Origin of the sequence: Bacillus ndiopicus, assembly GCF_000612805.1 — a bacterium.
In the GTDB taxonomy this organism is placed as follows: domain Bacteria; phylum Bacillota; class Bacilli; order Bacillales_A; family Planococcaceae; genus Metasolibacillus; species Metasolibacillus ndiopicus.
The window spans coordinates 328,742-353,310 of the sequence record NZ_HG964403.1; the positions used below are offsets into that span (position 1 = coordinate 328,742).

A 24,569-nucleotide genomic window follows, 5' to 3' on the forward strand; every position below is an offset into this window, starting at 1 on the left:
AGGGAAGGTGAAAAAAATCTCCCAATGATTGAAGATTCACTTTATAATGGGGGAGAGCATTCAAAGGGGTTTGCTAATATAGTAATTCATGAGGGGGAAAAACAATGAGCACATTGTTAATTGTGAATTGGGTAGCGTTTATCATAGTAGTGCTGTATGGGGCAGGGCTATTTGTGTACTTACTAAAAACTCGCTACGAATTTATCAAATTAGGGAAAAAAGAAGAATTTAATCAAAAGATGTCTGACCGAATTAGCGACATTATAGAAAAAGTATTCGGGCAATCCAAGCTATTAAAAGATAAAAAAATGGGTATAGTACACGTACTATTTTTCTATGGTTTTTTACTCGTTCAGCTTGGGGCAATAGATTTAATTTGGAAAGGCTTAAAACCTGGCTCGCATTTGCCATTTGGTCCGCTTTATCCGTTCTTTACATTTTTCCAAGAAATCGTAGCATTAACGATTTTACTAGCAGTTGTTATTGCATTTTATCGACGCTACGTGGAAAAGCTTGTCCGTTTAAAGAGAGGCTTGAAAAATGGCCTTGTATTAATTTTCATTGGTGGTTTAATGATCTCGACACTAATCGCCAACGGAATGGGCTTAATTTGGCATGATCATGGCTTTACAGGCTCAGAGCCAGTAGCATCAGCTATTGCGTTTATTTTTGGTTTCTTATCACCAAAAATTGCAGCAGCAATTTTCTATATGGCATGGTGGGTGCATTTATTAATTTTATTAACATTCTTAGTTTATGTACCACAATCAAAGCACTTCCACTTAATCACAAGTATTTTCAACGTTTTCTTAAACCGTCAAGAGCGAATGGGAACACTTCGTCCAATCGACTTCTCAGCACTGGAGGAAGCAGAGGATGAAGATGAAATGCCAGCGCTTGGGGTAGGGAAAATTCAAGACTTTACACAAAAGCAATTAATCGACCTTTATGCATGTGTAGAATGTGGTCGTTGTACGAATATGTGTCCAGCAACTGGAACAGGAAAAATGCTGTCACCGATGGACTTAATTGTTAAGTTACGTGACCATTTAACATTTACTGGTGCCGTAGTAACGAAACAAAAACCGTGGGTACCATATCAAATGTTTAAAAACACACAAGGAAACCAACTAGCTATGGCTGCTGGGGCAGAAGGCGCGGTTATTGAAGATATTTATAGCCCATCATTAATCGGTGATGTTATTACAGAAGAAGAGATTTGGGCTTGTACAACTTGCCGTAACTGTGAGGACCAATGCCCAGTTATGAATGAGCATGTTGATAAAATTATTGATTTACGTCGTTATTTAACGATGACAGAAGGTAAAGTGAATCCAGATGCACAGCGCGCGATGACAAATATCGAGCGTCAAGGAAATCCATGGGGCTTAAACCGTAAAGAGAAAGAAAACTGGCGTGAGCTTGATTCATCAATTTCGATTCCAACTGTTAAGGAATTGAAAAAATCGGGCGAGGAAATGGAATATTTATTCTGGGTAGGCTCAATGGGCTCATTCGACAATCGTTCGCAAAAAATTGCATTGGCGTTTGCGCGTTTAATGAATGAGGCAGGCGTGAAATTTGCGATTTTAGGTAATAAAGAGAAAAACTCAGGTGATACACCACGTCGCTTAGGAAACGAGTTTTTATTCCAAGAGCTAGCGACAGCAAATATTGATGAGTTTGAGAAAAATGATGTAAAGAAAATCGTTACAATTGATCCGCATGCGTATAATATTTTCAAAAATGAATATAAAGACTTTGGCTGGAATGGTGAAGTATTGCATCATACTGAGCTGCTCTACGATTTAATTCAGCAAGGTCGTTTAGTAATGAACCATAAAGTAGAGGAAACAATTGTCTTCCATGATTCTTGTTACTTAGGTCGTTACAATGATGTATATGATCCGCCACGTGAAATTTTAAAAGGCATTGCAGGTGTGAAGCTTGTAGAAATGGAGCGTAACCGCGAAACAGGTATGTGCTGTGGCGCTGGTGGTGGCTTAATGTGGATGGAAGAGCATGTCGGCAATCGTATTAACGTTGCACGTACAGAGCAAGCATTAGCAACAGAGGCTTCGGTCATTTCTTCTGGTTGTCCTTACTGCTTGACGATGTTATCAGATGGTACGAAGGCGAAAGAAGTAGAAGATACAGTTGGTACATTCGATATCGCAGAAATTCTAGAGCGCGCAGTTTTTGGTGACAAAGTAGTGGAAGCACCAGTGGAAGTAGATGAAGTGGAAGCTCCTGTTGTAGAAGCAGAGCAAACAGTAGCAACTAAACAAGAGGTAGCTGTGGAAACAACTATAACAGAGCAAGTGGAAGAAACTGTAGAGATAACAGAAACAGTCTCTGAACAAGTAGAGGCGACAAGTGAAACAGAACAGGTTGAAGCAATAGCTGAAGAAGCACAGTCCGCTGTAGATTCAGAAGCATCTGCTACTGAAGAAACTTCAACAGAGAAAAAAGAATAACAAATCAATAGAGGCAGTACAAAGTACTGCCTCGTTGAATTTAATGTGCGGGTCAACCGATGCTAGCAATCTAGTTCAAAAAAGCTCAAAACAATAATTGAAAATTCACGCTCTTTCTAGTAGAATTTGAACTAATAGTACGAATAAATATTTTTTTATACAGTAACTGAGCGAGCGTTCAGTCAAAACTAAACAAGGGGTGTTTATTTTGAATAGAACAGTCATTTTAGATGGTGCACGTACAGCATTTGGTAAGTTTGGGGGAAGCTTAGCAAGCTTGCAGGCAAGTGATTTAGGTGGAGCTGCAATTAAAGCAGCGCTAGAAAGAGCCAATATTGAACCGGAAAATGTTGGGGAAGTTATTATGGGAACAGTATTGCAGGCTGGGCAAGGGCAAATTCCTTCGCGTCAAGCTGCAACGAAGGCTGGAATTCCATGGGGTGTTAAAACAGAGACAATCAATAAAGTATGTGCATCTGGTATGCGCAGTGTGACACTTGCAGATCAGTTGATTCGATTAGGGGACGAAGAACTGATTGTGGCAGGAGGTATGGAGTCGATGTCCAATGCACCGTACTATTTACCAAAAGCGCGCTTTGGATTACGTATGGGCGATAGTCAGCTTATAGATGGCATGGTTTTTGACGGACTATCTTGCGCATTTGATCCACAGCACGTACATATGGGGACGTACGGCAATCAAACTGCGGAAGGCTTTAACATTACACGTGAGCAACAGGATGAATGGGCATTGCGTAGTCATCAGTTAGCATTACAAGCAATGGAAGCTGGTAAACTAGCAGAGGAAATCGTAGCAATTGAAATTCCTCAACGCAAAGGTGATGCAGTTGTTATTAATACAGATGAAGCACCAAGAGCTAGCACAACTTTGGAAGCGCTATCAGGGTTGAAATCAGCGTTTAGTAAAGATGGTACAATTACGGCTGGTAATGCACCAGGAGTTAACGATGGGGCATGTGCTCTTGTTTGTATGAGTGAAGAGCAAGCAAAGCGTGAAAACCGCAAACCGCTTGCGACGATTATTGGGCATGCAGCAGTTGGGGTTGCACCGCAGGATTTCCCACAAACGCCGGGAATTGTTATTCAAGCATTGCTGGACAAAACGGGTAAAACTTTAGCAGATATTGATTTATTTGAAATTAATGAAGCATTCGCAGCAGTAGCACTAGTTAGCAATAAAATCGCTGGACTTGATGAAAGCAAAGTAAATGTCAATGGTGGTGCGGTAGCATTAGGTCATCCGATTGGTGCTAGTGGTGCACGTATTATTTTAACTTTAGCTTATGAATTACGCCGTCGTGGTGGCGGAATTGGTATCGCTGCAATTTGTTCAGGTGGCGGTCAGGGGGATGCAATTATGATTGAAGTGGGGGCAGAAGAATGATTCAAAAAGTAATGGTAATTGGTGCAGGACAAATGGGCTCAGGAATTGCACAGGTGTGTGCACAAGCGGGTTATACAGTTCTATTAAATGATATTAAGCAAGAATTTTTTGAGCGTGGCTTAGGGGTTATTACAAAAAATTTAACACGTGATGTAGAAAAAGAGCGTAAAACAGAAGAAGAAAAGCAAGCCATTTTAGAGCGTATTACAATGTCAATAGATTTACAGGATGCAAGTGATGTAGACATCGTTATTGAAGCAGCTGTTGAAAATATGGAAATTAAACAATCTATTTTTAAGCAGCTTGATAGTATTGCACCAAAGCATGCTATTTTAGCAACGAATACATCAAGCTTACCAATAACAGAAATCGCAGCTGTCACAACTCGACCAGAGCAAGTAATAGGTATGCACTTTATGAATCCAGTACCTGTAATGAAGCTTGTAGAAATTATTCGCGGGCTTGCGACAACAGATGAAGTATATAAAGCTGTGGAAGATATGACAGTGAAACTATCGAAAACACCTGTAGAAGTAAACGACTTTCCAGGTTTCATTTCGAATCGCATCTTAATGCCGATGATTAACGAGGCAATTTATGCACTTTATGAAGGCGTTGCAACAAAGGAAGCGATTGATGATGTCATGAAGATGGGTATGAATCATCCAATGGGACCATTAACATTAGCAGATTTTATTGGCTTAGATACATGTCTATACATTATGGAAATTTTACATGAAGGCTTTGGTGATAGTAAGTATCGCCCTTGTCCATTGTTACGTAAATACGTAGCGGCAGGCTGGCTAGGTAAAAAATCAGGTCGCGGCTTTTACGTATACAACTAGGAGGAATACACGATGGAATTACGTTTTACAGAAGAACAGCAAATGATGCGCAACATGGTGAAGGATTTTGCTGAAAGTGAAATTGCCCCTTTTATTGAGCGTATGGAGGCTGGCGAATTTCCTCGCGAAATTTTAAAGAAAATGGGCGAGCTTGGTTTAATGGGCATTACAGCACCTGAACAGTATGGCGGCTCAGAGATGGATTTTACGTCTTATATTTTGGCAATTAATGAATTGTCTAAAGTGAGTGCTGTTGTTGGCGTTATCTTATCTGTTCATACATCTGTCGGTACGAATCCAATTCTTTATTTCGGCAATGATGCACAAAAAGAAAAGTATGTTACGAAGCTAGCTACAGGCGAATATTTAGGCGCCTTCTGCTTGACAGAGCCAGGTGCGGGTAGTGATGCAGGCTCATTAAAATCGCGCGCAGTAAAAGAGGGGGACCATTATAAAATTAATGGCTCTAAAGTGTTCATTACAAATGGTGGGGAGGCAGATGTCTATATTGTCTTTGCTTCAACAAATCCAGAGCTAGGCTCGCGTGGTGTTTCAGCATTTATCGTAGAAAAAGATACGCCAGGGCTAATTATCGGTAAGGATGAGCATAAAATGGGCTTGCATGGCTCTCGCACTGTACAGCTAACATTTGAGAATATGATTGTTCCTGCTGAAAACTTACTAGGAAATGAAGGGGAAGGCTTTAAAATTGCGATGGCTAACTTAGATGTTGGTCGTATCGGTATTGCCGCACAAGCATTAGGTATCGCAGAAGCTGCATTAGAGGCGGCAACAGCCTATGCTAAGGAACGTGTTCAATTTGGTAAGCCTATTGCTGCACAGCAAGGCATTGGCTTTAAGCTAGCAGATATGGCAACAGCGGTTGAGGCGGCAAAGCTACTTGTTTACCGTGCAGCAGATTTACGTTCAAAAGGATTACCGTGTGGGAAAGAAGCGTCAATGGCAAAGTTATTTGCCTCGAAAACAGCAGTACAAGTCGCGATTGATGCAGTGCAAGTATTTGGTGGCTATGGCTATACAGAGGATTATCCAGTGGAGCGTTATTTCCGTGATGCAAAAGTAACGGAAATATACGAAGGCACAAGCGAAATTCAACGACTTGTAATCGGAAAAAATCTATTGAAATAGGTACAAGGGGGACTAGGGGAATGAACTTTCAATTAACAGAAGAGCATGAGCAATTACGTGAAATGATTCGAGATTTTGCATTGAATGAGGTAGCACCAAGTGCAGCAGAGCGCGATGAAAACGAAGAGTTCGATCGTGCAATTTTTGATAAAATGGCGGAGCTTGGTTTAACGGGTATTCCATGGCCTGAAGAATACGGTGGCGCAGGCTTTGACTATCTTGCATACTGTATCGCAGTAGAAGAACTTTCTCGAGTATGTGCATCAACAGGCGTAACATTATCAGCACATACATCATTAGCAGGCTGGCCAATTTATAAATTCGGTTCAGAAGAACAAAAGCAAAAATACCTTCGCCCAATGGCAGAAGGCAAAAAAATCGGAGCATATGGTTTAACAGAGCCGGGTTCAGGTTCTGATGCTGGTGGAATGAAAACTTATGCGAAATTAGATGGCGATCATTATGTTTTAAATGGTTCGAAAATCTTTATTACAAATGGTGGTGTAGCGGATATTTATGTTGTTTTCGCTGTAACTGATCCTGAGGCAAAGCATGGTACAACGGCATTTATTGTTGAGGCAGATATGCCAGGCTTCTCTGTAGGGAAAAAAGAGAAAAAACTAGGCATTCGTTCATCACCAACGACAGAAATTATTTTTGATAACTGCCGTGTGCCAAAGGAAAATATTTTAGGTGAAGTCGGTCAAGGCTTTATTATCGCAATGAAAACATTAGATGGCGGTCGCAACGGTATAGCAGCACAGGCGGTTGGTATCGCTCAAGGCGCATTAGATGCATCAGTTGAATATGCAAAGGAACGTGTACAATTTGGCAAGCCAATTGCGGCAAACCAAGGTATTTCATTTAAACTTGCAGATATGGCAACAGCAGTTGAAGCATCACGCTTATTAACATATCAAGCGGCGTGGCTAGAGTCGAATGATTTACCATATGGTCAAGCTTCAGCAATGGCAAAATTAATGGCGGGCGATACGGCGATGAGCGTGACAACTGAGGCAGTACAAATTTTTGGTGGCTATGGCTATACGAAAGATTATCCTGTAGAGCGCTTTATGCGCGATGCAAAAATTACACAAATTTACGAAGGTACGCAAGAAATTCAACGCCTCGTAATTTCTCGTAATTTAACAAAATAATATATGGCTAAAAGCAAAGAAAAACTGCAAGTTGAAACGTCTGTCAAAGATGCACAACTAATTGAATTTCGCCGCCAACAAATTATTAATGCAGCGATTGTGTTATTTAAAGAAAAAGGATTTCATCGCGCAACTACACGTGAAATTGCCAAAGTAGCGGGTTTTAGCATTGGTACATTATATGAATATGTGCGTACTAAGGAAGATGTACTGTATTTGCTATGTGACCATATTTATCACGAAGTAAAGCAACGTCTTGCTAGTTTTCCGCAACGTTCAGGTACTATCGATGAGCTGAAGGAAGCCATTAAGCAATACTTTTTATTAATCGATAGCATGACAGATGCCTTTACAATTATGTATCAAGAATCCAAATCATTATCGAAAGAGGCGCTACATTACGTTTTGAATAAAGAGATGGAAATGGTCGCCCTCTTTCAAAATATATTAGAAAATTGCTCTGAATTAGGGGTCTTAAGACTCTCAGAGCAAGAGCTATTTTTAGCAGCGAATCATATTGTCATTCAAGGACAAAGTTGGGCTTTCCGCAAATGGGCGCTGCATAGACATTGTACAATCGACGAGTTTATTGAATACCAAATGGATACTTTTTTGTTCGGTATTATACGCAAGTAATAGGGAAAAATTTTTAGCTAAAAATTAGCGCAAATTGCATAACGGTTACGTATGCAACTTGCGCTTTTACTTTAATTAATAATTGTCCAAATATCCAAAAAATTATATATGTGTTTTAAGTATCAGCCCTAAAACAGCCACGGTTGATTAAAAAGGAAAAATGTTTACAGGCAAGCGAAAGGGGAAAGAGCAATGGAAAAAGTAGAAGTGTATCGTCCGAAGCATCATGTACGGTTTGTAACGGCATCTAGTCTATTTGATGGTCATGATGCATCTATTAATATTATGCGCCGTATTTTACAAGCGAGCGGTGTGGAAGTCATCCATTTAGGACATAACCGTTCTGTTGAAGAGGTTGTCAATGCAGCTATCCAAGAAGATGTGCAAGGTATTGCCATTTCTAGCTATCAAGGCGGGCATATGGAATATTTCAAATATATGTACGACCTTTTGCGTGAGAAAGGTGCACCGCATATTAAAATTTACGGTGGCGGTGGTGGTGTTATTTTACCACGTGAAATTAAAGAGTTACATGAATACGGCATCGCAGGTATTTTCTCGCCAGAGGATGGACGTGTACTAGGTTTGCAGGGGATGATTAATCGTCAAATTGAGGGGACTGATTTTTCAACGTTGCAAGGCAGCTATTTAGAAAAATTAGAGCAGCTTTCAACGGATACACCAGAAATTTTAGCGAATTTAATTACGGCAGCGGAAATTGGCGGCGATGACGTTCAGCCTTTATTAGAAGAAGCACGTGCAAAATCCAAGCATACGCCAGTGCTTGGTATTACAGGAACGGGTGGTGCAGGGAAGTCCTCGTTAACGGATGAGCTTATCCGTCGCTTCCTTCAGGAGTTCCCGGAAAAGAAAATCGCCATTATTTCAGTGGACCCTACGAAGCAAAAAACAGGTGGTGCGCTACTTGGTGACCGTATTCGTATGAATGCAATTTTCAACAATCGAGTTTATATGCGCAGCTTGGCGACGCGTAACTCACATACGGAGCTTTCTGCGTCGATTGGTGATGTACTTGATATCGTGAAAGTTGCTGGCTACGATTTAATCGTTGTTGAAACGAGCGGTATCGGTCAAGGGGATGCTGAAATTACGAAGCATACGGATTTTTCGATGTATGTGATGACGAGTGAATTTGGTGCGCCGACACAGCTTGAAAAAATCGATATGATTGATTATGCAGACATTATCGCGATTAATAAATTTGAGCGTAAAGGCTCCGAGGATGCACTGCGCCAAGTACAAAAGCAATACCAGCGCTCACGTGAATTATGGACTGCTAATTTAGATGATATGCCTGTCTACGGCACAATTGCGAGTCAATTTAATGATAAAGGCACAAATTCTTTATTTGCAGCGCTTGTCAAAACGATTAATGAAAAATTTGACATCAATTGGGAAACATCATATGAGCAATCAGTGAAAACGCAAAAGCAAGATGTTATCATCCCAAACGATCGACGCTATTATTTACGTGAAATTACAGATACAGTGCGAGGCTATCATAAAAAAGCAGAGCAACAAGTTGAATTTGCACGCAAATTATATCAGTTAGAAGGAACTAAGCAGCAGCTTGCTACATCAGAAGAAGCGTTAATTGCGTCCATTGATGCACTAATCGAAGGGGTTAAAAATGAGTTATCTGCTGAATCAAAACGTATTTTAGCGAATTGGGCATCTTTAAAAGAAGCGTATGCAGGTGAAGAGCTTGTAACGAAAGTACGCGATAAAGAAATTCGTACAATTTTACGAACAACATCGTTATCAGGTACGAAAATTCCGAAAGTTGCATTGCCGAAGTTTGTAGATTACGGTGAAATTTTGCGCTGGGTTTATGCAGAAAATGTACCAGGTGAATTCCCATATACAGCAGGGGTATTTCCATTTAAACGTGAAGGGGAAGATCCGAAACGTCAATTTGCTGGAGAAGGAACGCCAGAGCGTACGAATAAACGCTTCCATTATTTATCAAAGGATGACGATGCAAAGCGTTTATCAACTGCCTTCGATTCGGTGACATTATATGGAGAAGACCCACATATCCGACCAGATATTTATGGTAAAGTCGGAGAATCAGGTGTGAGCATTTGTACTTTGGATGATATGAAAAAGCTATATGCAGGCTTTGATTTATGTGCACCTTCTACATCTGTATCGATGACAATTAACGGACCAGCGCCGATAATTTTAGCGATGTTTATGAATACAGCAATCGATCAGCAGGTGAAAAAGCGTGAAGAAGAGCTAGGTCGTACATTAAGTGTAGAAGAATTTACTGAAGTACGTGCAAAAACGCTTCAAGTTGTACGAGGAACAGTGCAGGCGGATATTTTGAAGGAAGACCAAGGACAGAATACTTGTATTTTCTCAACGGAATTTGCGCTGCGTATGATGGGCGATATTCAGCAATATTTTATCGATAATAAAGTGCGTAATTACTACTCGGTATCAATTTCTGGCTATCATATTGCGGAGGCTGGGGCAAATCCAATTTCACAGCTTGCCTTTACATTAGCAAATGGCTTTACTTACGTGGAATACTATTTAAGCCGTGGCATGCATATCGATGATTTTGCACCGAATTTAAGCTTCTTCTTTTCAAATGGTTTAGATCCTGAATATACAGTAATTGGTCGAGTGGCACGTCGTATTTGGGCAATTGTAATGCGTGATAAATATGGTGCAAACGAGCGCTCGCAAAAGCTGAAATATCATATTCAAACATCTGGACGTAGCTTACATGCACAGGAAATTGATTTTAATGATATTCGTACAACGCTACAAGCGTTAATGGCATTACAAGACAACTGTAATTCGTTGCATACAAATGCCTATGATGAAGCTATTACAACGCCAACTGAGGAATCTGTACGCCGCGCAATGGCGATCCAAATGATTATTACGAAAGAGCATGGCTTGTCGAAAAATGAAAATCCGCTACAAGGTGCGTTTATCGTCGAAGAGTTAACGGATTTAGTAGAGCAGGCTGTGCTAGAGGAATTTGATCGTATGAATGATCGTGGTGGTGTACTCGGTGCTATGGAAACGCAATATCAGCGTGGGAAAATCCAAGAAGAATCCATGTATTATGAGCATTTGAAGCATTCTGGAGAGCTTCCGATTATCGGCGTTAACACATATTTAAATCCAAATCCACCGTCAGCAGAGCAAATTGATAGTATGGAAATTGCACGTGCTACAAAAGAGGAAAAGGATTTACAAATTGCTAACCTAGAAGCGTTCAAAGCTCGTCATGTAGAGCGTGCAGAGGAAGCGATAAAGCGCTTAAAGCATGCAGCAGTGACTGGTGGCAATATTTTCGCAGAATTAATGGACACTGTGCAAGTAGTGAGTTTAGGTCAAATTACGAAAGCATTATATGAAGTGGGCGGTCAATACCGTCGTAATATGTAATGAGTAAGGAGCTGTTTGAAAAATCATTTTAGAACAGCTCCTTTACACGTGGATGCATGAGCCCATTTGTGTGGATTTTCTATAAGAAGCTGAAAACGCAGTTGATTCCTGTAATGGTTGACACCCTTTCCACTGGGGATTGTTCCAATATATTATTATCGATGATGAGCCAAAAAATTAACTTTCTGGACAGTTCTTTATTTTGTATTGCAAATGAAAAAATTTTGTAAAATACGGGTAAAATAATATATCTCGATGTTAAAATTGCAGTATACTTATTTATGCGTATTATCTATACAAAAAAGGCGAGGTGGCTAAATGAAAAGCTTTCTAACATTTATGGTAATTTTAACGGGCTTATTCGCCACCTTTATGTTGTATAATAGACAAATGGCTTCAATTCCTCTATTGCTTTTGTCAGCATTTTTCTTCTACCTAGGTGCAAAAGAGGTAGCAAAAATAAAAAACAAGAAATGAAGCTAGCATAGTAACGCTATGTTTGTATATAATGGATATCATGATTTAATTTTGGTTCAGCAAATGTATTTGCGCGAAAGAGAAGCGTGAGATGCAAAAAAAGCTCATAGCGAAATGAATGTATATTCTTTGTTTCGTACAGTAGATGTACAAACGCTCACTGAATCAAGGAGAACTTGCGGCGGTTGTCACAAATTTTGAAGAGTAAATGCTAGCGTGAGCTCTAAAAAATCTGAATAAAAATGAGCCTTGGCTCGATTGATTATTAGGACTACGCCCAAAATTAAATATATGCAAAAAGAAAGGACGTGCACGAATTTGAACCTTCGTGAAATGACAAAAGAGCAATTAGCAGAAGAGTCTTTAATCGACTTAGCATACGCAATTTTAGAAGAAAGAAAATCACCACTCTTATTTGCTGATTTATTAAAAGCAATTCAAGCATTTAATGGCCAAACTGAAGAAGAGCTAAAAGCGCATTTAGTTCAATTTTATACAGATCTAAACATAGATGGTCGTTTCTTATTAAACCATGAAAACGGCTGGGGCTTACGCACATGGTATAAGATTGAAACGATTGAAGAAGAAACTGCGCCAACAGTTAAAGTTCGTAAGAAAAAATCGAAGTTGGCTGAAGATGAAGAGGAAGAATTAGAAGATCTTGATGAAGAAGATATCGGCTTTGAAGAAGACTTCGATGAGTTTGTTGAAGAAGAGGAAGAAATTGAAGAAGAGCTAATCGACTTCGATGACGAAGAAATTGAAGATATCGATGCTGATATTGATGAAGATTTAATTGAAGAAGATGATGAGTTCCTTATCGATGAGGAAGAAGAGCTTGAGGAAGAAGAGGAGGAAATCGAAGAGTAATACTGCTTTTGACATAAATTAAATTGTCATAAGTAAAAACTCTTGACTTCTTTTCCGCTTCCGTATATTCTTTTATTTGGGCTCCTTTAAAAAGGAGATTGACCGGATAAGTAATACGCTCCCCCCTGCAAAATACATGCAGGAGAGGAGCGTTTTTTTTGTTGTTTATCTTGATTCAGTAGGAAATTCCTTTTTCTATAAGAAAGAGTTGAATACTTATTTTGCTTTTTTAGATGGGTATCCAAATACTCGTTGAACCAAGATATCGTCCCCGATGGATGTCGCAGATTTTTTGAACAAGGTCGGAAAAAATCTAGACGCAATTATGCCAATGCGTAATTGATTTTGGCTAATATACTCACAAAAACTTGATTTCCTATGAATAATCAAGTTTTTCATATTTTGAAGGAGGAATACAGGATGACAAAGTATATTTTCGTAACAGGTGGCGTTGTATCTTCACTAGGTAAAGGGATTGTAGCTGCATCATTAGGCCGTTTATTAAAAAATCGCGGATTAGAAGTAACAATTCAAAAGTTTGATCCATATTTAAATATCGATCCAGGTACGATGAGCCCTTATCAACACGGTGAAGTATTCGTAACAGATGATGGTGCTGAGGCAGACTTAGATTTAGGTCATTATGAACGTTTTATCGATATCAATCTTGGTAAACATTCAACAGTAACTTCAGGTAAAGTATATCAATCTGTATTAAATAAAGAACGTCGTGGCGATTATAACGGCGGAACAGTTCAAGTAATTCCTCATGTAACAAATGAAATTAAAGATCGTGTTCAGCGAGCGGGTCGTGAAACTTCTGCGGATGTTGTTATTACAGAAATCGGTGGTACTGTAGGGGACTTTGAATCACTTGCATTTTTAGAAGCAATTCGTCAAATGCGTACAGATTTAGGACATAACAATGTGATGTATGTTCATTGTACGTTAATGCCATACATTGCAGCTGCGGGGGAAATGAAAACAAAACCAACTCAGCACTCTGTAAAAGAATTACGTTCATTAGGTATTCAACCAAACATAATCGTATTGCGTACAGAGCAGCCAGTACCACAAGAAATGAAGGAAAAAATTGCGTTATTCTGTGATGTTCGCTTAACAGATATTATTGAATCTCGTGATGTAGAGCATTTATATGAAGTGCCATTAAACTTACTTGCACAAGGCTTCGACCAAATTGTATTAGATCATTTCGGCATTAAAGCACCAAAAGCTGATATGGAAGATTGGAAAGAGCTTGTTCATAAAGTGAAAAACTTAGAAAATAAAACACGTATTGCACTAGTAGGAAAATACGTGGAGCTTCAAGATGCGTATATTTCTGTAGTAGAAGCATTAAAGCATGCAGGCTATGTATACAATTCGGATATCGAAATTGATTGGATTAACGCCGAGGAAGTAACAGCTGCTAATGTTGCAGAGCTATTAAGCCACGCAGATGGTATTTTAGTACCAGGAGGCTTTGGTGATCGTGGTGTTGAAGGGAAAATTGAAGCGATTCGTTTTGCACGTGAAAATGATGTGCCGTTTTTAGGTATTTGCTTAGGTATGCAGCTTGCAACAATTGAGTTTGCGCGCAACGTAATGGGCTTAGAAGCCGCACATTCAACAGAATTAGATAAAGATACAAAATACCCAATTATTGATTTCTTACCAGAACAATCTGAGAATACAGATTTAGGTGGAACTTTACGTTTAGGCCTATATCCATGTAAGCTAAAAGAGGGTTCAGTAGCACGTAATGCATACAATGGTGAAGAATTAGTGTACGAGCGTCATCGCCACCGTTATGAATTCAACAATGAATTCCGTGAAGCGATGGAGGCTGAAGGCTTAGTGTTCTCAGGCGTTTCACCTGATAACAAGCTTGTAGAAATTGTTGAACTACCAGAGAAAAAATTCTTCGTTGCTGGACAATTCCACCCAGAATTAATCTCTCGCCCTCAACGTCCACAACCATTATTCCGTGAATTTGTTGGTGCTGCATTTAACAATAGAGGGTAAAATATGATGCAAAAGGTAGTGTATCAAAATGATTTTGAGACACTACCTTTGCGCCGAGGAAGGCGGCATCTTATTTCTGCAATTACTCGTTGATGCAACTACAGTAGAAGCACATGTTTCTAACAATTAATTAATCTAAAAGTTAAGGCTGTCCAGAAAGGAAATTCTTTTTGGGCGGCCTTATTTTCATTTTCTATTGCACTTTTGCATGCCCTAGCTGAAGAGAAATAGAGCTTGAGGTATTTAGTACTTTTTCAATTAATTCTTCTTGTATTCTTTGGAGGGTTATACGATGAATAGGTCCAGAAATACTAAAGCTGGCAATTATTTTCCCTGAAAAGTCATAAATTGGCGCAGCGATACATCGAATTCCTTCTTCATTTTCGATATTATCGAGAGCATACCCATTCTTTCGGATTTTATTAATCTCATTTACTAAATCAGATGATGTTAAAATTGTATTTTCTGTGCGCTGTATAAATTGAATTTTATCAATTGTTTTATGCAACTGTGTATCATCTTTCCCTGATAAGAGTACTTTTCCAGTACCAGTACAATACATAGGTGCTCTACTGCCAATGCGGGAGTACATACGTATTGTTTGATTGCTCTCTATTTTATCTATATAAACAATTTCTCCATTTTCCTCAGTACATAAATGTACAGTTTCGTTTACTTCATGAGCTAATTTCTCTAAAAGTGGTCTTGCTATAGAAATCAAACTTGAGTTATTTAAAATGTTTCTTGTTAAATATAAAGTTTTGTAACTAATATGATAGCGTTCAGTTTCTACATTTTGATGAACGTATTGCAGTTCTATCAATGTTGATAATAATCGGTGTACTGTGCTTTTGGATAGCTTTGTTTCAGTAGCCAATTTTGTAATTTGCATACCATCTGGATACTTAGATAAGTGTTCTAATATGATAAAAGCTCGTTCAATAGATTGCACGATTGCCATTATATTCTCCACCATTTCCTAAAATTTCATAACCTTTATCAATCATATGCGAAAATAAGTTGTTTTGTAAATGCTATATAGAAATCCAAAATAATAGTTTACAGAAAAATTAAATTGTTCTTGTAATTAAGAATTATAACGCATATAATATTTTTATGGAACATAGTTCTGCATAGTGGAACTAAATTATTTCGTTAATAGGGAGGAGAAAAAATGCGAATTGTATATGCACATCATCCAGAAGATGTGAAGAATTACACGACAGAAAAATTACGTGAAGAATTTTTGATGGAAAAGTTATTTGTCGAAAATACTGCAACATTCACTTATAGCCATGTAGATCGAATTATTTATGGTGGTATCTATCCAATTGATAAAGCAGTTACGCTAGATGCTAGCAAAGAATTAGCTGCTACATACTTTTTAGAAAGACGTGAAATGGGTGTAATAAATATTGGAGGGGCAGGACGTATTTACTGCGATGGCGATATTTATGACATTGACAACAAAGAAGCTCTTTATATAGGGAAGGGTACGAAGGATTTGTACTTTGAATCTATTGATACAAGCAAACCAGCGAAATTTTATATAAATTGTTGCCCTGCGCATATGAAATATCCAACGCTAAAAATTGGTAAAGATAAAGCAATTCAACGCCCAATGGGGACTAGTAGCAATATGAATAAACGTGTCATTAATCAATACATTCACCCTGACGTGCTAGAAACTTGCCAGCTAAGTATGGGGATGACTGTACTTGAAGAGGGAAGTGGTTGGAATACTATGCCATGCCATACGCATGAACGACGTATGGAAGTGTATTTCTATTTTGATATGGAAGAAGAAACTAAAGTATTTCACTTAATGGGGCAGCCTTCTGAAACTCGACATATTGTTGTATCCAATGAACAGGCGGTGCTATCACCTAGTTGGTCGATTCACTCAGGTATTGGTACAAAAAACTATACATTTATATGGGGAATGTGTGGAGAAAATTTAGATTTTGATGATATGGATCATGTTGCAATGAAAGATTTGAAATAAAAAATGATATTAGGTGATAAAAATGAAAATTATTATTTCTGATTGTGATCATGCAGATATTAATATAGAAAAAAATGTCTTAGGAAAAAATAGTGTACCTTTTGAATTACAGCAAAACAAAACAGAAGAGGACTTAATAAAAAATTGCCAAGAGGCGAGCGTTATTATTAATCAATATGCTCCTTTTACAGCAAGGGTACTTTCGCAGCTACCTCATTTGAAATTAATTGTACGCTACGGTGTAGGAGTTAATAATATTGATTTAGATGCAGCATCAAAGCAAGGAATACAAGTTTGTAATGTACCAGATTATGGAACACATGAGGTTGCAGATCATGCTTTAGCTTTAATGTTAGCGCTTACAAGAAAAATTACGAAGATTAATAACTGTGTAAAAAATGGTGATTGGGATTACCAGCAAAGTGTTCCCATCTATCGCCACAGTGAACAAATCGTCGGAATTATTGGGGTTGGTCGTATTGGCTCAGCATTCGCCCAAAAGGTACAAGCACTTGGCTGTAAAGTAATAGCTTATGATATTTCGGCAGAACGCAAAAAGAATGACCCAAATTTATCATTTATCGAATTTGTAGAATTTGATGAGTTAATTCAGCAATCTGATATTATTTCCATACATTGTCCGTCGGATAATGCTATGAATTTATTTAATAAAGATGTTTTTGAAAAAATGAAATCAACTAGCTATTTAGTAAATGTTTCGCGCGGGGGAATTATTGATGAAGAAGCTCTCTATGAAGCTCTAATCTCAAAACAAATTGCTGGAGCTGCGCTAGATGTTGCTACGAAAGAACCGATAGATGTGAAGTCTCCTTTACTCAAATTAGACCAGTTTATTTGCACACCGCATATGGCTTGGTATTCAGAGCAATCTGCCCAAGAATTAAAAAGAAAAGTTGCGGAAGAGGCTGTAAGATACTGTAAAGGTGAAAAACTTCATTATCCTGTTAATCATATTTAAAACATTAGGGGGAAGTAACATGAAAAAATCGTACAAACAACTATTTTTATTCACGATGATTATTTTTGGTTTGTCAATTTTAGCAGCATGTGGCAATAAAGATGGAGGGGCATCTAATAGCTCAGAAAAATCTAAGGATACTCAATTACTCAAAGTAGCATTTAATCAACCAGAAAGTCATCCTCAATATAAGGCGATGGTTGAATTTGGAGAAAAAATAAAAGAGCGTACAAATGGCGCATATGAAATAGAAGTATCACCTAATGAACTGTTAGGTGCACAACGCGAAACGATTGAATTAGTACAGACAGGTACAATTGCAATGTCTTTAGTCGCAGGTGGGTTATTAGAAAACTTTAATCAAGATTTTGCTGTTTTCAATTTACCATATGTATTTGAATCAGCTGAACACCAAATGTCCGTGTTAAATGACCAAAAAGTAGTAGGCGATTTATATTCCTCATTAAAGGATCAAGGAATCTATGTTGCAGGTGCATTCCATTCAGGTGTACGTAATGTTTATAACAGTAAGCATCCAATTAATACACCAGAAGACTTAAAAGGTTTAAAAATTCGTATTATCGAATCTGATACGAATGTACAAATGATGAAAAACATGGGGGGAACAGGTACTCCTATGGGACAAGGTGAAGTATACACAGCAATTCAATCTGGTGTCATTGATGGTGGAGAAAATAATGAATTAATCTACTCTAGCCTGAAGCATGCTGAGATTGCACCTTACTATTCTTATACAAAGCACTTAATGTTCCCAGACTACTTAATTGTAAACTCAAAGTTATTTGATGGTATGAGTGAAGAACATCAACAAATTTTCCAAGAGGAATTATTAGCAGCAATTAATCATGAAGTTAAAATGTGGGACGAGGATGTCAATAAGGCAATTGAAGAAGCAAAAGCAGCAGGTGCAAAATTTAACGAGGTAGATACTGAAGTGTTCCGTAAAGCAACTGAGTCTTTAATTCAAGAAAAATTGACTTCTGATAATGCACGAAAATTATATGATCAAGTACGTGAAGCAGCGAAATAAGTGGCGGTGAGTTTAAATTGGAAACTTTAAAAAAAACACTAGACAAGATTTTATCAACTATATGCGTCGGGTTATTCGGCGCATTAGTTGTACTCGTAACTTGGCAAGTTTTCACTCGTTTTATACTAAATAACCCAAGCACTATCACGGAAGAGCTAGCAAAATATTGTTTTGTTTGGTTAGTACTCTTTGGGGCAGCCTTTGTTTTTGGCGAAAATGGTCATATGCGTATTGAATTTATTCAAGAGGCATTTCCGATGAAGTTGAAAATAATAGCTCAAATTTTCATAGAACTAAGCATTATCATGTTTTCAGTATTAGTAATAGTGATAGGTGGTTTAACGATTACAAAGCTAGCTTGGACACAAATGTCGGCAGCATTAATGATACCAGTGGGTTATTTATATGCAGTCGTACCTATAAGTGGCTTATTTATTGTTTTCTATTGTATTTATAACATCTATACGATTATTAAAACGAAAAAGCCTTTAGAAATTGTATAAAGTTTGAAAAGAGGTGATATAAAAATGGTATCAGCAGGAGTAGCTGGATTAATTTTATTAGCAGGGATTGTATTTTTTCTAGTAATTGGTGCACCTATTAGTATTAGTGTAGGCATAGCGTCTATGCTTGCAATGTTTTCAATTTTAGATTTTGGCAATGCACTTCAAGCGTCTGCACAGCGAATGTTTACTGGGATGAATTCGTTTACGTTATTAGCGATTCCATTCTTTATTCTAGCTGGGGTAATTATGAATAACGGTGGAATTGCTAGACGTTTAGTTAATTGTGCAAAGGTTTTAGCAGGAAGAATGCCTGGCTCATTAGCGCAAACGAATGTATTAGCAAATATGATGTTTGGATCAATTTCTGGATCAGCAGTTGCAGCTGCTGCGGCAGTAGGTTCAACGATGGCCCCAATGCAAGAAAAAGAGGGCTATAATCGCAATTTTAGTGCAGCAGTTAATATTGCCTCTGCGCCAACAGGAATGCTTATTCCACCAAGTAATACACTTATTGTGTTTTCATTAGTAAGCGGTGGAACATCTATTGCAGCATTGTTTATGGCTGGATATATTCCAGGAGTTTTATGGGGTATTGGTTGTATGATTATGGCCTTTATTATTGCTAAACGAAAAGGATATAAAAGTGATGAACGCGTACCTTTTAAATTAGCTGTAAAAGTATTTATCGATGCAATTCCAAGCTTGCTATTAATTGTTATTGTAATTGGTGGGATTATTAAAGGCGTCTTTACACCTACAGAAGGCTCAGCTATTGCAGTAGTTTATGCGCTGCTACTTTCATTTTTATATCGAACGATTAAAATACGTGATTTACCAAAAATCTTTATGGAATCTACACGTACAACAGCGATTGTAATTTTTTTAATAGGTGTTTCCACAATCATGTCTTGGGTAATGTCCTTTACAGGTATTCCAAAATTAATTGCTAATAGTTTACTAGGATTTACAGATAATTTAATAGTAATATTACTTATTATTAATATCGTTCTTTTAATTGTTGGGACTTTTATGGACCCAACACCAGCTATCTTAATTTTCACACCTATTTTCTTACCAATTGTTATGGCATTTGGTATGGATCCAGTTCACTTTGGAATTATCGTTGTATTTAATTTAAGTTTAGGCACAATTACGCCTCCAGTAGGACCAGTATTGTTTGTTGGAGCACGTGTTGCTAAGCTGAAAATTGAACAAGTTGTTAAACCTTTAATACCGTTTTTTGTAATAACAGTTGGCATACTTTTATTAGTAACATATATTCCTGAACTATCATTATGGCTACCAAAGTTACTAGGCCTAGTTAAATAAGTAAGAGCAGGGCGCCTAAAAGTATGAGTAAAAGTACTTTTAGCTGCCTTTTAATATTCTATTGAACAGTACATTAAATTAAAAGAGAGCGTGGAATAAATATGAAAGCAATTGTCTATACAGCCCCTAACACTGTTGAGTGCAGAGAAATAGAGAAGCCTAGTGTACCAGAAGGTTATGTTTTATTGAAAAATGCATATGCAGGCATCTGTGGAACAGATTTAAATATATTTGCAGGGACACATCCTAGAGCCCAAGCTCCTCTTGTATTAGGCCATGAATTTTCAGCAACTATAGAAAGTGAACATCCTCTTTATCCAGTTGGCACAAGGGTAACAGTGAATCCCTTACTTAGCTGTGGAACTTGTATTCCGTGCCGTACAGGTCAATCACATGTATGCAATAATTTAAAATTAGTCGGCATTGATACTGACGGAGGAATGGCACAATTTGTAGCTGTGGCAGCAGATAAAATTATTCCATTACCTGAAGGAGTGTCACTAGAGCAAGGGGCACTTGCAGAGCCGATTGCAGTAGCCGTACATGCGATTAGAAAGGCGCGATTTTTAGTAGGAGATCGAGCGGTTGTTTATGGTGCAGGTACAATTGGTTTATGTGTTGCCTTGGCACTACGAGCATATGGGGCATCTGAGGTTATTGTGATAGAGGCCAATGAATTACGACTTGAAAAGGCCCGTAAGCTAGGGTTTATAACATACAATTCTATGCAAGATGATATAGTTGGAGAATTAAATATTTTGACAGGAAATTCAGGAGTTGATTATGTATTTGACTGCGCTGGGCATCCAGCAGTAATGGCTCAAGTAACTGAGATTGTTAAGGTGCAAGGTACGATTGTTACTGTTGCAGCATATAAAAAGCCTGCAGAGGTCAATTTGATTCAAGGAATGTTTAAGGAATTAACAATTCAATTTGTTCGTGTTTATACAAATAAAGATATTGAATTGGCGTTAGATTTATTAACTAAAGAGCCTAAATTTGCTGAAATCATTACACATGTTTTGCAGCCCGAGCAAGCAATGGAGGGGTTTGAGCTACTAACAACACCAACAGATGCAATTAAAGTACTTTATGCATTTTAGGAGGAATTTTTATGCATTCACTATTTGATTTAACAAATAAAAATGCCGTAGTAACAGGCGGAAGCCGAGGATTAGGAAAAGAAATTGCGCTAGGCTTAGCACAGGTTGGAGCAAATATCGCAATTATTTCAAGGCAGGAAAGCCCAGAAGTAGTGGAGGAATTAGAAAAATTCGGCGTTAAAGCGGTGTCAATTGCCTTTGATATTGGAGAAATTTCCGAGCATAAGCAGCTACTTAAAATGGTTGAAGAAAAGCTAGGTCATGTGGATATTTTAGTTAATAATGCTGGTGTCCAAAAAAGACATCCTGCTGTGGAATTTCCTCAGCAAGATTGGGATTATGTCATGAATATAAATGCTAATGCTGTTTTTAGTTTATGCCAAGTTTTTGGGCAGCAAATGTTACAGCGTGGTTATGGAAAAATTATTAATCTCGCATCGTTACTATCGTTTCAAGGTGGTTTAACAGTGCCTGCATATGCAGCGAGCAAAGGTGCTGTAATGCAATTTACAAAATCATTAGCAAATGAATGGGCAGCTAAAGGTGTAAATGTAAACTGCGTAGCTCCAGGTTATATGGCCACAGATATGAACGAAGCGTTAATGAATGATGATGTAAGAAGTAAACAGATTTTGGAGCGTATTCCAGCGGGGCGTTGGGGTACAGGACAAGATATGCAAGGAGCAGTTATTTTCTTAGCTTCACAAGCATCTGATTATGTACATGGCTTTACAATTGCTATTGATGGAGGATGGCTAGGAAGATAGTGGTGATTGAAAGAATTTTTTAAAGTAGAAACATTGAACGATGTCTTAGCAGCATATTGAATTTAAAGAAGTGAGGGTTGAGGTATGGATATTATTACAATTGGAGATGGCATGATTACATTCGATCCATCAGTTAAAGGACCACTTCGATATGTTGGAGAGTTTAAGCGTAAAATCGGTGGGGCAGAGTTGAATGTGATGATAGGTTGTGCACGCTTAGGATTACAAGCTGGCTGGATTAGTCGACTTGGAAAGGATGAATTTGGGAGACATATTGTTAATACCGTTCGTGGAGAAGGAATTGATGTGTCTGAAGTTAAATTAATAGAAAATTACCCAACATCGTTAAATTTTAAAGAGGTACAAGCTTCAGGAGATGGAAAAACATTTTATTATCGACATAAATCACCTACTGAAACATTTACAGTGGATCAATTGCCTGTTGAATATATTAAAAAAGCAAAAATATTACATGTAACAGGAGTGTTTCCGTCTATACTTAAACAAAATCGCCAACTTATTTTGCAAGCAATAAAAATTGCTAAACAACATGGCGTAAAAGTATCCTTAGATCCGAATATACGCTTAAAGCTTTGGAGTAAGGAAGAAGCGCGAGAAACATTATTAGCGTTTTTACCGTATGTTGATTATTTACTAACAGGTCGAGAAGAATTGGAGCTACTATTTGAAACAGCAGATGAGGTAGAGCTTATTAAAATACTGCAAACATATCAATTTGAATATGTTGTCGTGAAGAACGGATCTGAAGGAGCAGCTTATTTAGAAAATAATAAATTTGTACATGTACCAGGATTTCCAGTAAAAAAAGTAGTTGATACTGTTGGAGCTGGAGATGGATTTGATGCTGCTTTCCTGTATGGTATTATTCAAAATTGGTCTATAGAAAAGATGATTACACTAGCCAATGCGGTAGGGGCAATGGTTGTACAAGTTCAAGGTGATAATGAAGGGTTACCTTATTTGGAGGAAGTTGAAGTATTTTTAGGAGCTCGTGAAAATATAGAAAGATAAGAGGGTGAAAAAGTGTACGATAAACTTCAACAATTCAAATTGATTCCTGTTTTAAGAAAAGTCCCATATTCTGTTTGCGAAGAACTAGTGAAGTCTTTAAAAAAGGGCGGGATACAAGCAGTTGAAATTACAATGGATTCTGATAGAGCGGCAGATATGATAAAGATAGTTAAGAAACAAAATGAAGGGCAGCTATTAGTTGGAGCAGGCACCGTATTGACGCTAGAATCATGTGAAGAGGCTATAGCAGCAGGAGCAGAATTTATAGTTTCTCCCTCATTAAATCTAGATGTTGTGAGAAAGTGTTTGGAAAAAAATATTCCTGTTATACCAGGAGTATTTACACCGACAGAAATGCAGTTGGCGTATAGTGAAGGAGCGGAGATAGTTAAGCTTTTTCCAGCATCCTCTTTAGGACCAAAATTTATTAAAGATGTAAAGGGCCCGTTATCGCATATACGAATTATGACGACGGGTGGTATTTCTTTAAATACCGCAAAATCCTATATTGAAGCAGGGGCAGAAATTATTGGTGTAGGCAGTGAACTAATAAGAAAAGAATGGCTGCTATCAAAAGATTGGGAAGCAATTATGAATGAGGCAATCAAGTGGAACAATAGCTTAACGTAGTTTACATAGAAGCATAAGTTAAGTGTCTTTATATTGTAAAAAGAGGTTATCAGAAAAGCAGGCTAGCTCGCCGCTTTCTGACAACCTCTTTTATTTTGTCTACAAGTAAACTTCTAGAATAAATTTCATCCAAAAGGAGACTGCATTTCATCCTCTTCCTCATCATCCACTGCAAGCATTTCATCATAAGAAAGCTTGATGGCTTCGTAGATGAAAAGTGCAGCTAATAAATGCGGCGTCACAATGCGTGCACCAAGCTTTGTAGGATGTGGTAAAATTGCGCCACGTAAATTTAGCGATACATATGTGTAAGCAAGCTCGCTTAGCTTATTATCATCATCCGCACGTTCACTAGCAACTGCTGCAAAAGGAATAAACTCATCGTAAAGCTGCTCAGCTAATGCAAGTGCTTCTGAATCGCTTGCATGGCGAGTAAAAATGCATACTCGGTCGCTTTCAGTGAGGATAGTGTCAGCCGTCCATAGAGCAACTTTAGTCATTGGCTCGGCTGAGAGAATGGCATTTTGAGCGACTCCTTGCATTTCACCAAAGCATGCAAAATAGACAATACCTTGCCCAACAGCAGCTTGTGCTAATAAACGAGCAGTTTCCTCAATTGCATCTTCTTCGTTTTGTTGAATCTTTTGTAGTACACCAGTTAATTGTGTTAATAATATTTTTGACATAAATACAC

20 protein-coding genes are annotated in these 24,569 nt (G+C 38.0%); 18 read left to right on the top strand and 2 right to left on the bottom strand.

Features of this window, described 5'->3' with window-relative positions:
* The first annotated feature begins 104 nt into the window (after positions 1 to 104).
* From TY13_RS01530 to TY13_RS01570, 9 genes are all read left to right on the top strand, one after another.
* A complete protein-coding gene (locus TY13_RS01530; RefSeq protein WP_042470772.1) occupies positions 105 to 2,477 on the top strand; it encodes a (Fe-S)-binding protein in 2,373 nt (790 codons plus the stop codon).
* A 208-nt stretch (positions 2,478 to 2,685) separates the two neighbouring features.
* Entirely contained in the window at positions 2,686 to 3,882 is a 1,197-nt protein-coding gene (locus tag TY13_RS01535) for an acetyl-CoA C-acetyltransferase (protein WP_042470775.1), read from the top strand.
* The gene (locus TY13_RS01540; protein WP_042470777.1) at positions 3,879 to 4,727 is read left to right on the top strand and encodes a 3-hydroxybutyryl-CoA dehydrogenase; all 849 of its coding nucleotides are present in this window, start codon (positions 3,879 to 3,881) and stop codon (positions 4,725 to 4,727) included. Before TY13_RS01535 ends, TY13_RS01540 begins: the two co-directional genes overlap by 4 nt.
* A gap of 12 nt (positions 4,728 to 4,739) precedes the next feature.
* Positions 4,740 to 5,876 (top strand): acyl-CoA dehydrogenase, encoded by a 1,137-nt coding sequence (locus TY13_RS01545; protein ID WP_042470780.1) that lies wholly within the window; start codon positions 4,740 to 4,742, stop codon positions 5,874 to 5,876.
* Between the two features lie 20 nt (positions 5,877 to 5,896).
* Entirely contained in the window at positions 5,897 to 7,033 is a 1,137-nt protein-coding gene (locus tag TY13_RS01550) for an acyl-CoA dehydrogenase (protein WP_042470783.1), read from the top strand.
* 3 nt (positions 7,034 to 7,036) lie between these two features.
* A complete protein-coding gene (locus TY13_RS01555; protein WP_042470786.1) occupies positions 7,037 to 7,669 on the top strand; it encodes a TetR/AcrR family transcriptional regulator in 633 nt (210 codons plus the stop codon).
* 192 nt (positions 7,670 to 7,861) lie between these two features.
* Positions 7,862 to 11,101 carry a fused isobutyryl-CoA mutase/GTPase IcmF gene (gene icmF, locus TY13_RS01560; protein ID WP_042470788.1) on the top strand — a complete coding sequence of 1,080 codons (3,240 nt, stop codon included), beginning with the start codon at positions 7,862 to 7,864 and terminating at the stop codon, positions 11,099 to 11,101.
* 795 nt (positions 11,102 to 11,896) lie between these two features.
* Positions 11,897 to 12,448: a DNA-directed RNA polymerase subunit delta gene (gene rpoE, locus TY13_RS01565; protein WP_195891644.1), complete on the top strand. Its 552-nt coding sequence runs from the start codon at positions 11,897 to 11,899 to the stop codon at positions 12,446 to 12,448.
* 420 nt (positions 12,449 to 12,868) lie between these two features.
* Positions 12,869 to 14,473, top strand: coding sequence for a CTP synthase (locus TY13_RS01570; RefSeq protein ID WP_042470794.1), 1,605 nt, complete (start codon positions 12,869 to 12,871; stop codon positions 14,471 to 14,473).
* A gap of 193 nt (positions 14,474 to 14,666) precedes the next feature.
* On the opposite strand, the gene TY13_RS01575 is transcribed toward TY13_RS01570, so the two are convergent.
* Positions 14,667 to 15,434 (bottom strand): IclR family transcriptional regulator, encoded by a 768-nt coding sequence (locus TY13_RS01575; RefSeq protein ID WP_042470797.1) that lies wholly within the window; start codon positions 15,432 to 15,434, stop codon positions 14,667 to 14,669.
* Between the two features lie 213 nt (positions 15,435 to 15,647).
* Between TY13_RS01575 and kduI the strand changes: the two genes are divergently transcribed.
* From kduI to TY13_RS01620, 9 genes are all read left to right on the top strand, one after another.
* Positions 15,648 to 16,478 (top strand): 5-dehydro-4-deoxy-D-glucuronate isomerase, encoded by an 831-nt coding sequence (gene kduI / locus TY13_RS01580; protein WP_042470800.1) that lies wholly within the window; start codon positions 15,648 to 15,650, stop codon positions 16,476 to 16,478.
* A 22-nt stretch (positions 16,479 to 16,500) separates the two neighbouring features.
* On the top strand, positions 16,501 to 17,457 hold the full coding sequence (locus TY13_RS01585) for a C-terminal binding protein (RefSeq protein ID WP_042470802.1): 957 nt from the start codon (positions 16,501 to 16,503) through the stop codon (positions 17,455 to 17,457).
* A 19-nt stretch (positions 17,458 to 17,476) separates the two neighbouring features.
* Complete coding sequence (locus TY13_RS01590; RefSeq protein WP_042470806.1) at positions 17,477 to 18,508, top strand: TRAP transporter substrate-binding protein; 1,032 nt, start codon at positions 17,477 to 17,479, stop codon at positions 18,506 to 18,508.
* 17 nt (positions 18,509 to 18,525) lie between these two features.
* On the top strand, positions 18,526 to 19,011 hold the full coding sequence (locus TY13_RS01595) for a TRAP transporter small permease (protein ID WP_042470809.1): 486 nt from the start codon (positions 18,526 to 18,528) through the stop codon (positions 19,009 to 19,011).
* Between the two features lie 24 nt (positions 19,012 to 19,035).
* Positions 19,036 to 20,343, top strand: a complete 1,308-nt coding sequence (locus tag TY13_RS01600; RefSeq protein ID WP_042470811.1) for a TRAP transporter large permease — start codon at positions 19,036 to 19,038, stop codon at positions 20,341 to 20,343.
* Between the two features lie 101 nt (positions 20,344 to 20,444).
* Entirely contained in the window at positions 20,445 to 21,446 is a 1,002-nt protein-coding gene (locus tag TY13_RS01605) for a zinc-dependent alcohol dehydrogenase (RefSeq protein WP_042470814.1), read from the top strand.
* Between the two features lie 11 nt (positions 21,447 to 21,457).
* Positions 21,458 to 22,213 carry an SDR family NAD(P)-dependent oxidoreductase gene (locus TY13_RS01610; protein WP_042470818.1) on the top strand — a complete coding sequence of 252 codons (756 nt, stop codon included), beginning with the start codon at positions 21,458 to 21,460 and terminating at the stop codon, positions 22,211 to 22,213.
* A gap of 84 nt (positions 22,214 to 22,297) precedes the next feature.
* Entirely contained in the window at positions 22,298 to 23,245 is a 948-nt protein-coding gene (locus TY13_RS01615; protein WP_042470821.1) for a sugar kinase, read from the top strand.
* 12 nt (positions 23,246 to 23,257) lie between these two features.
* The gene (locus TY13_RS01620; RefSeq protein ID WP_042470823.1) at positions 23,258 to 23,875 is read left to right on the top strand and encodes a bifunctional 4-hydroxy-2-oxoglutarate aldolase/2-dehydro-3-deoxy-phosphogluconate aldolase; all 618 of its coding nucleotides are present in this window, start codon (positions 23,258 to 23,260) and stop codon (positions 23,873 to 23,875) included.
* A gap of 125 nt (positions 23,876 to 24,000) precedes the next feature.
* Here TY13_RS01620 and TY13_RS01625 read toward each other — a convergent pair whose 3' ends face one another.
* Positions 24,001 to 24,561: a DUF2529 family protein gene (locus TY13_RS01625; protein WP_042470827.1), complete on the bottom strand. Its 561-nt coding sequence runs from the start codon at positions 24,559 to 24,561 to the stop codon at positions 24,001 to 24,003.
* Positions 24,562 to 24,569 lie beyond the last annotated feature (8 nt).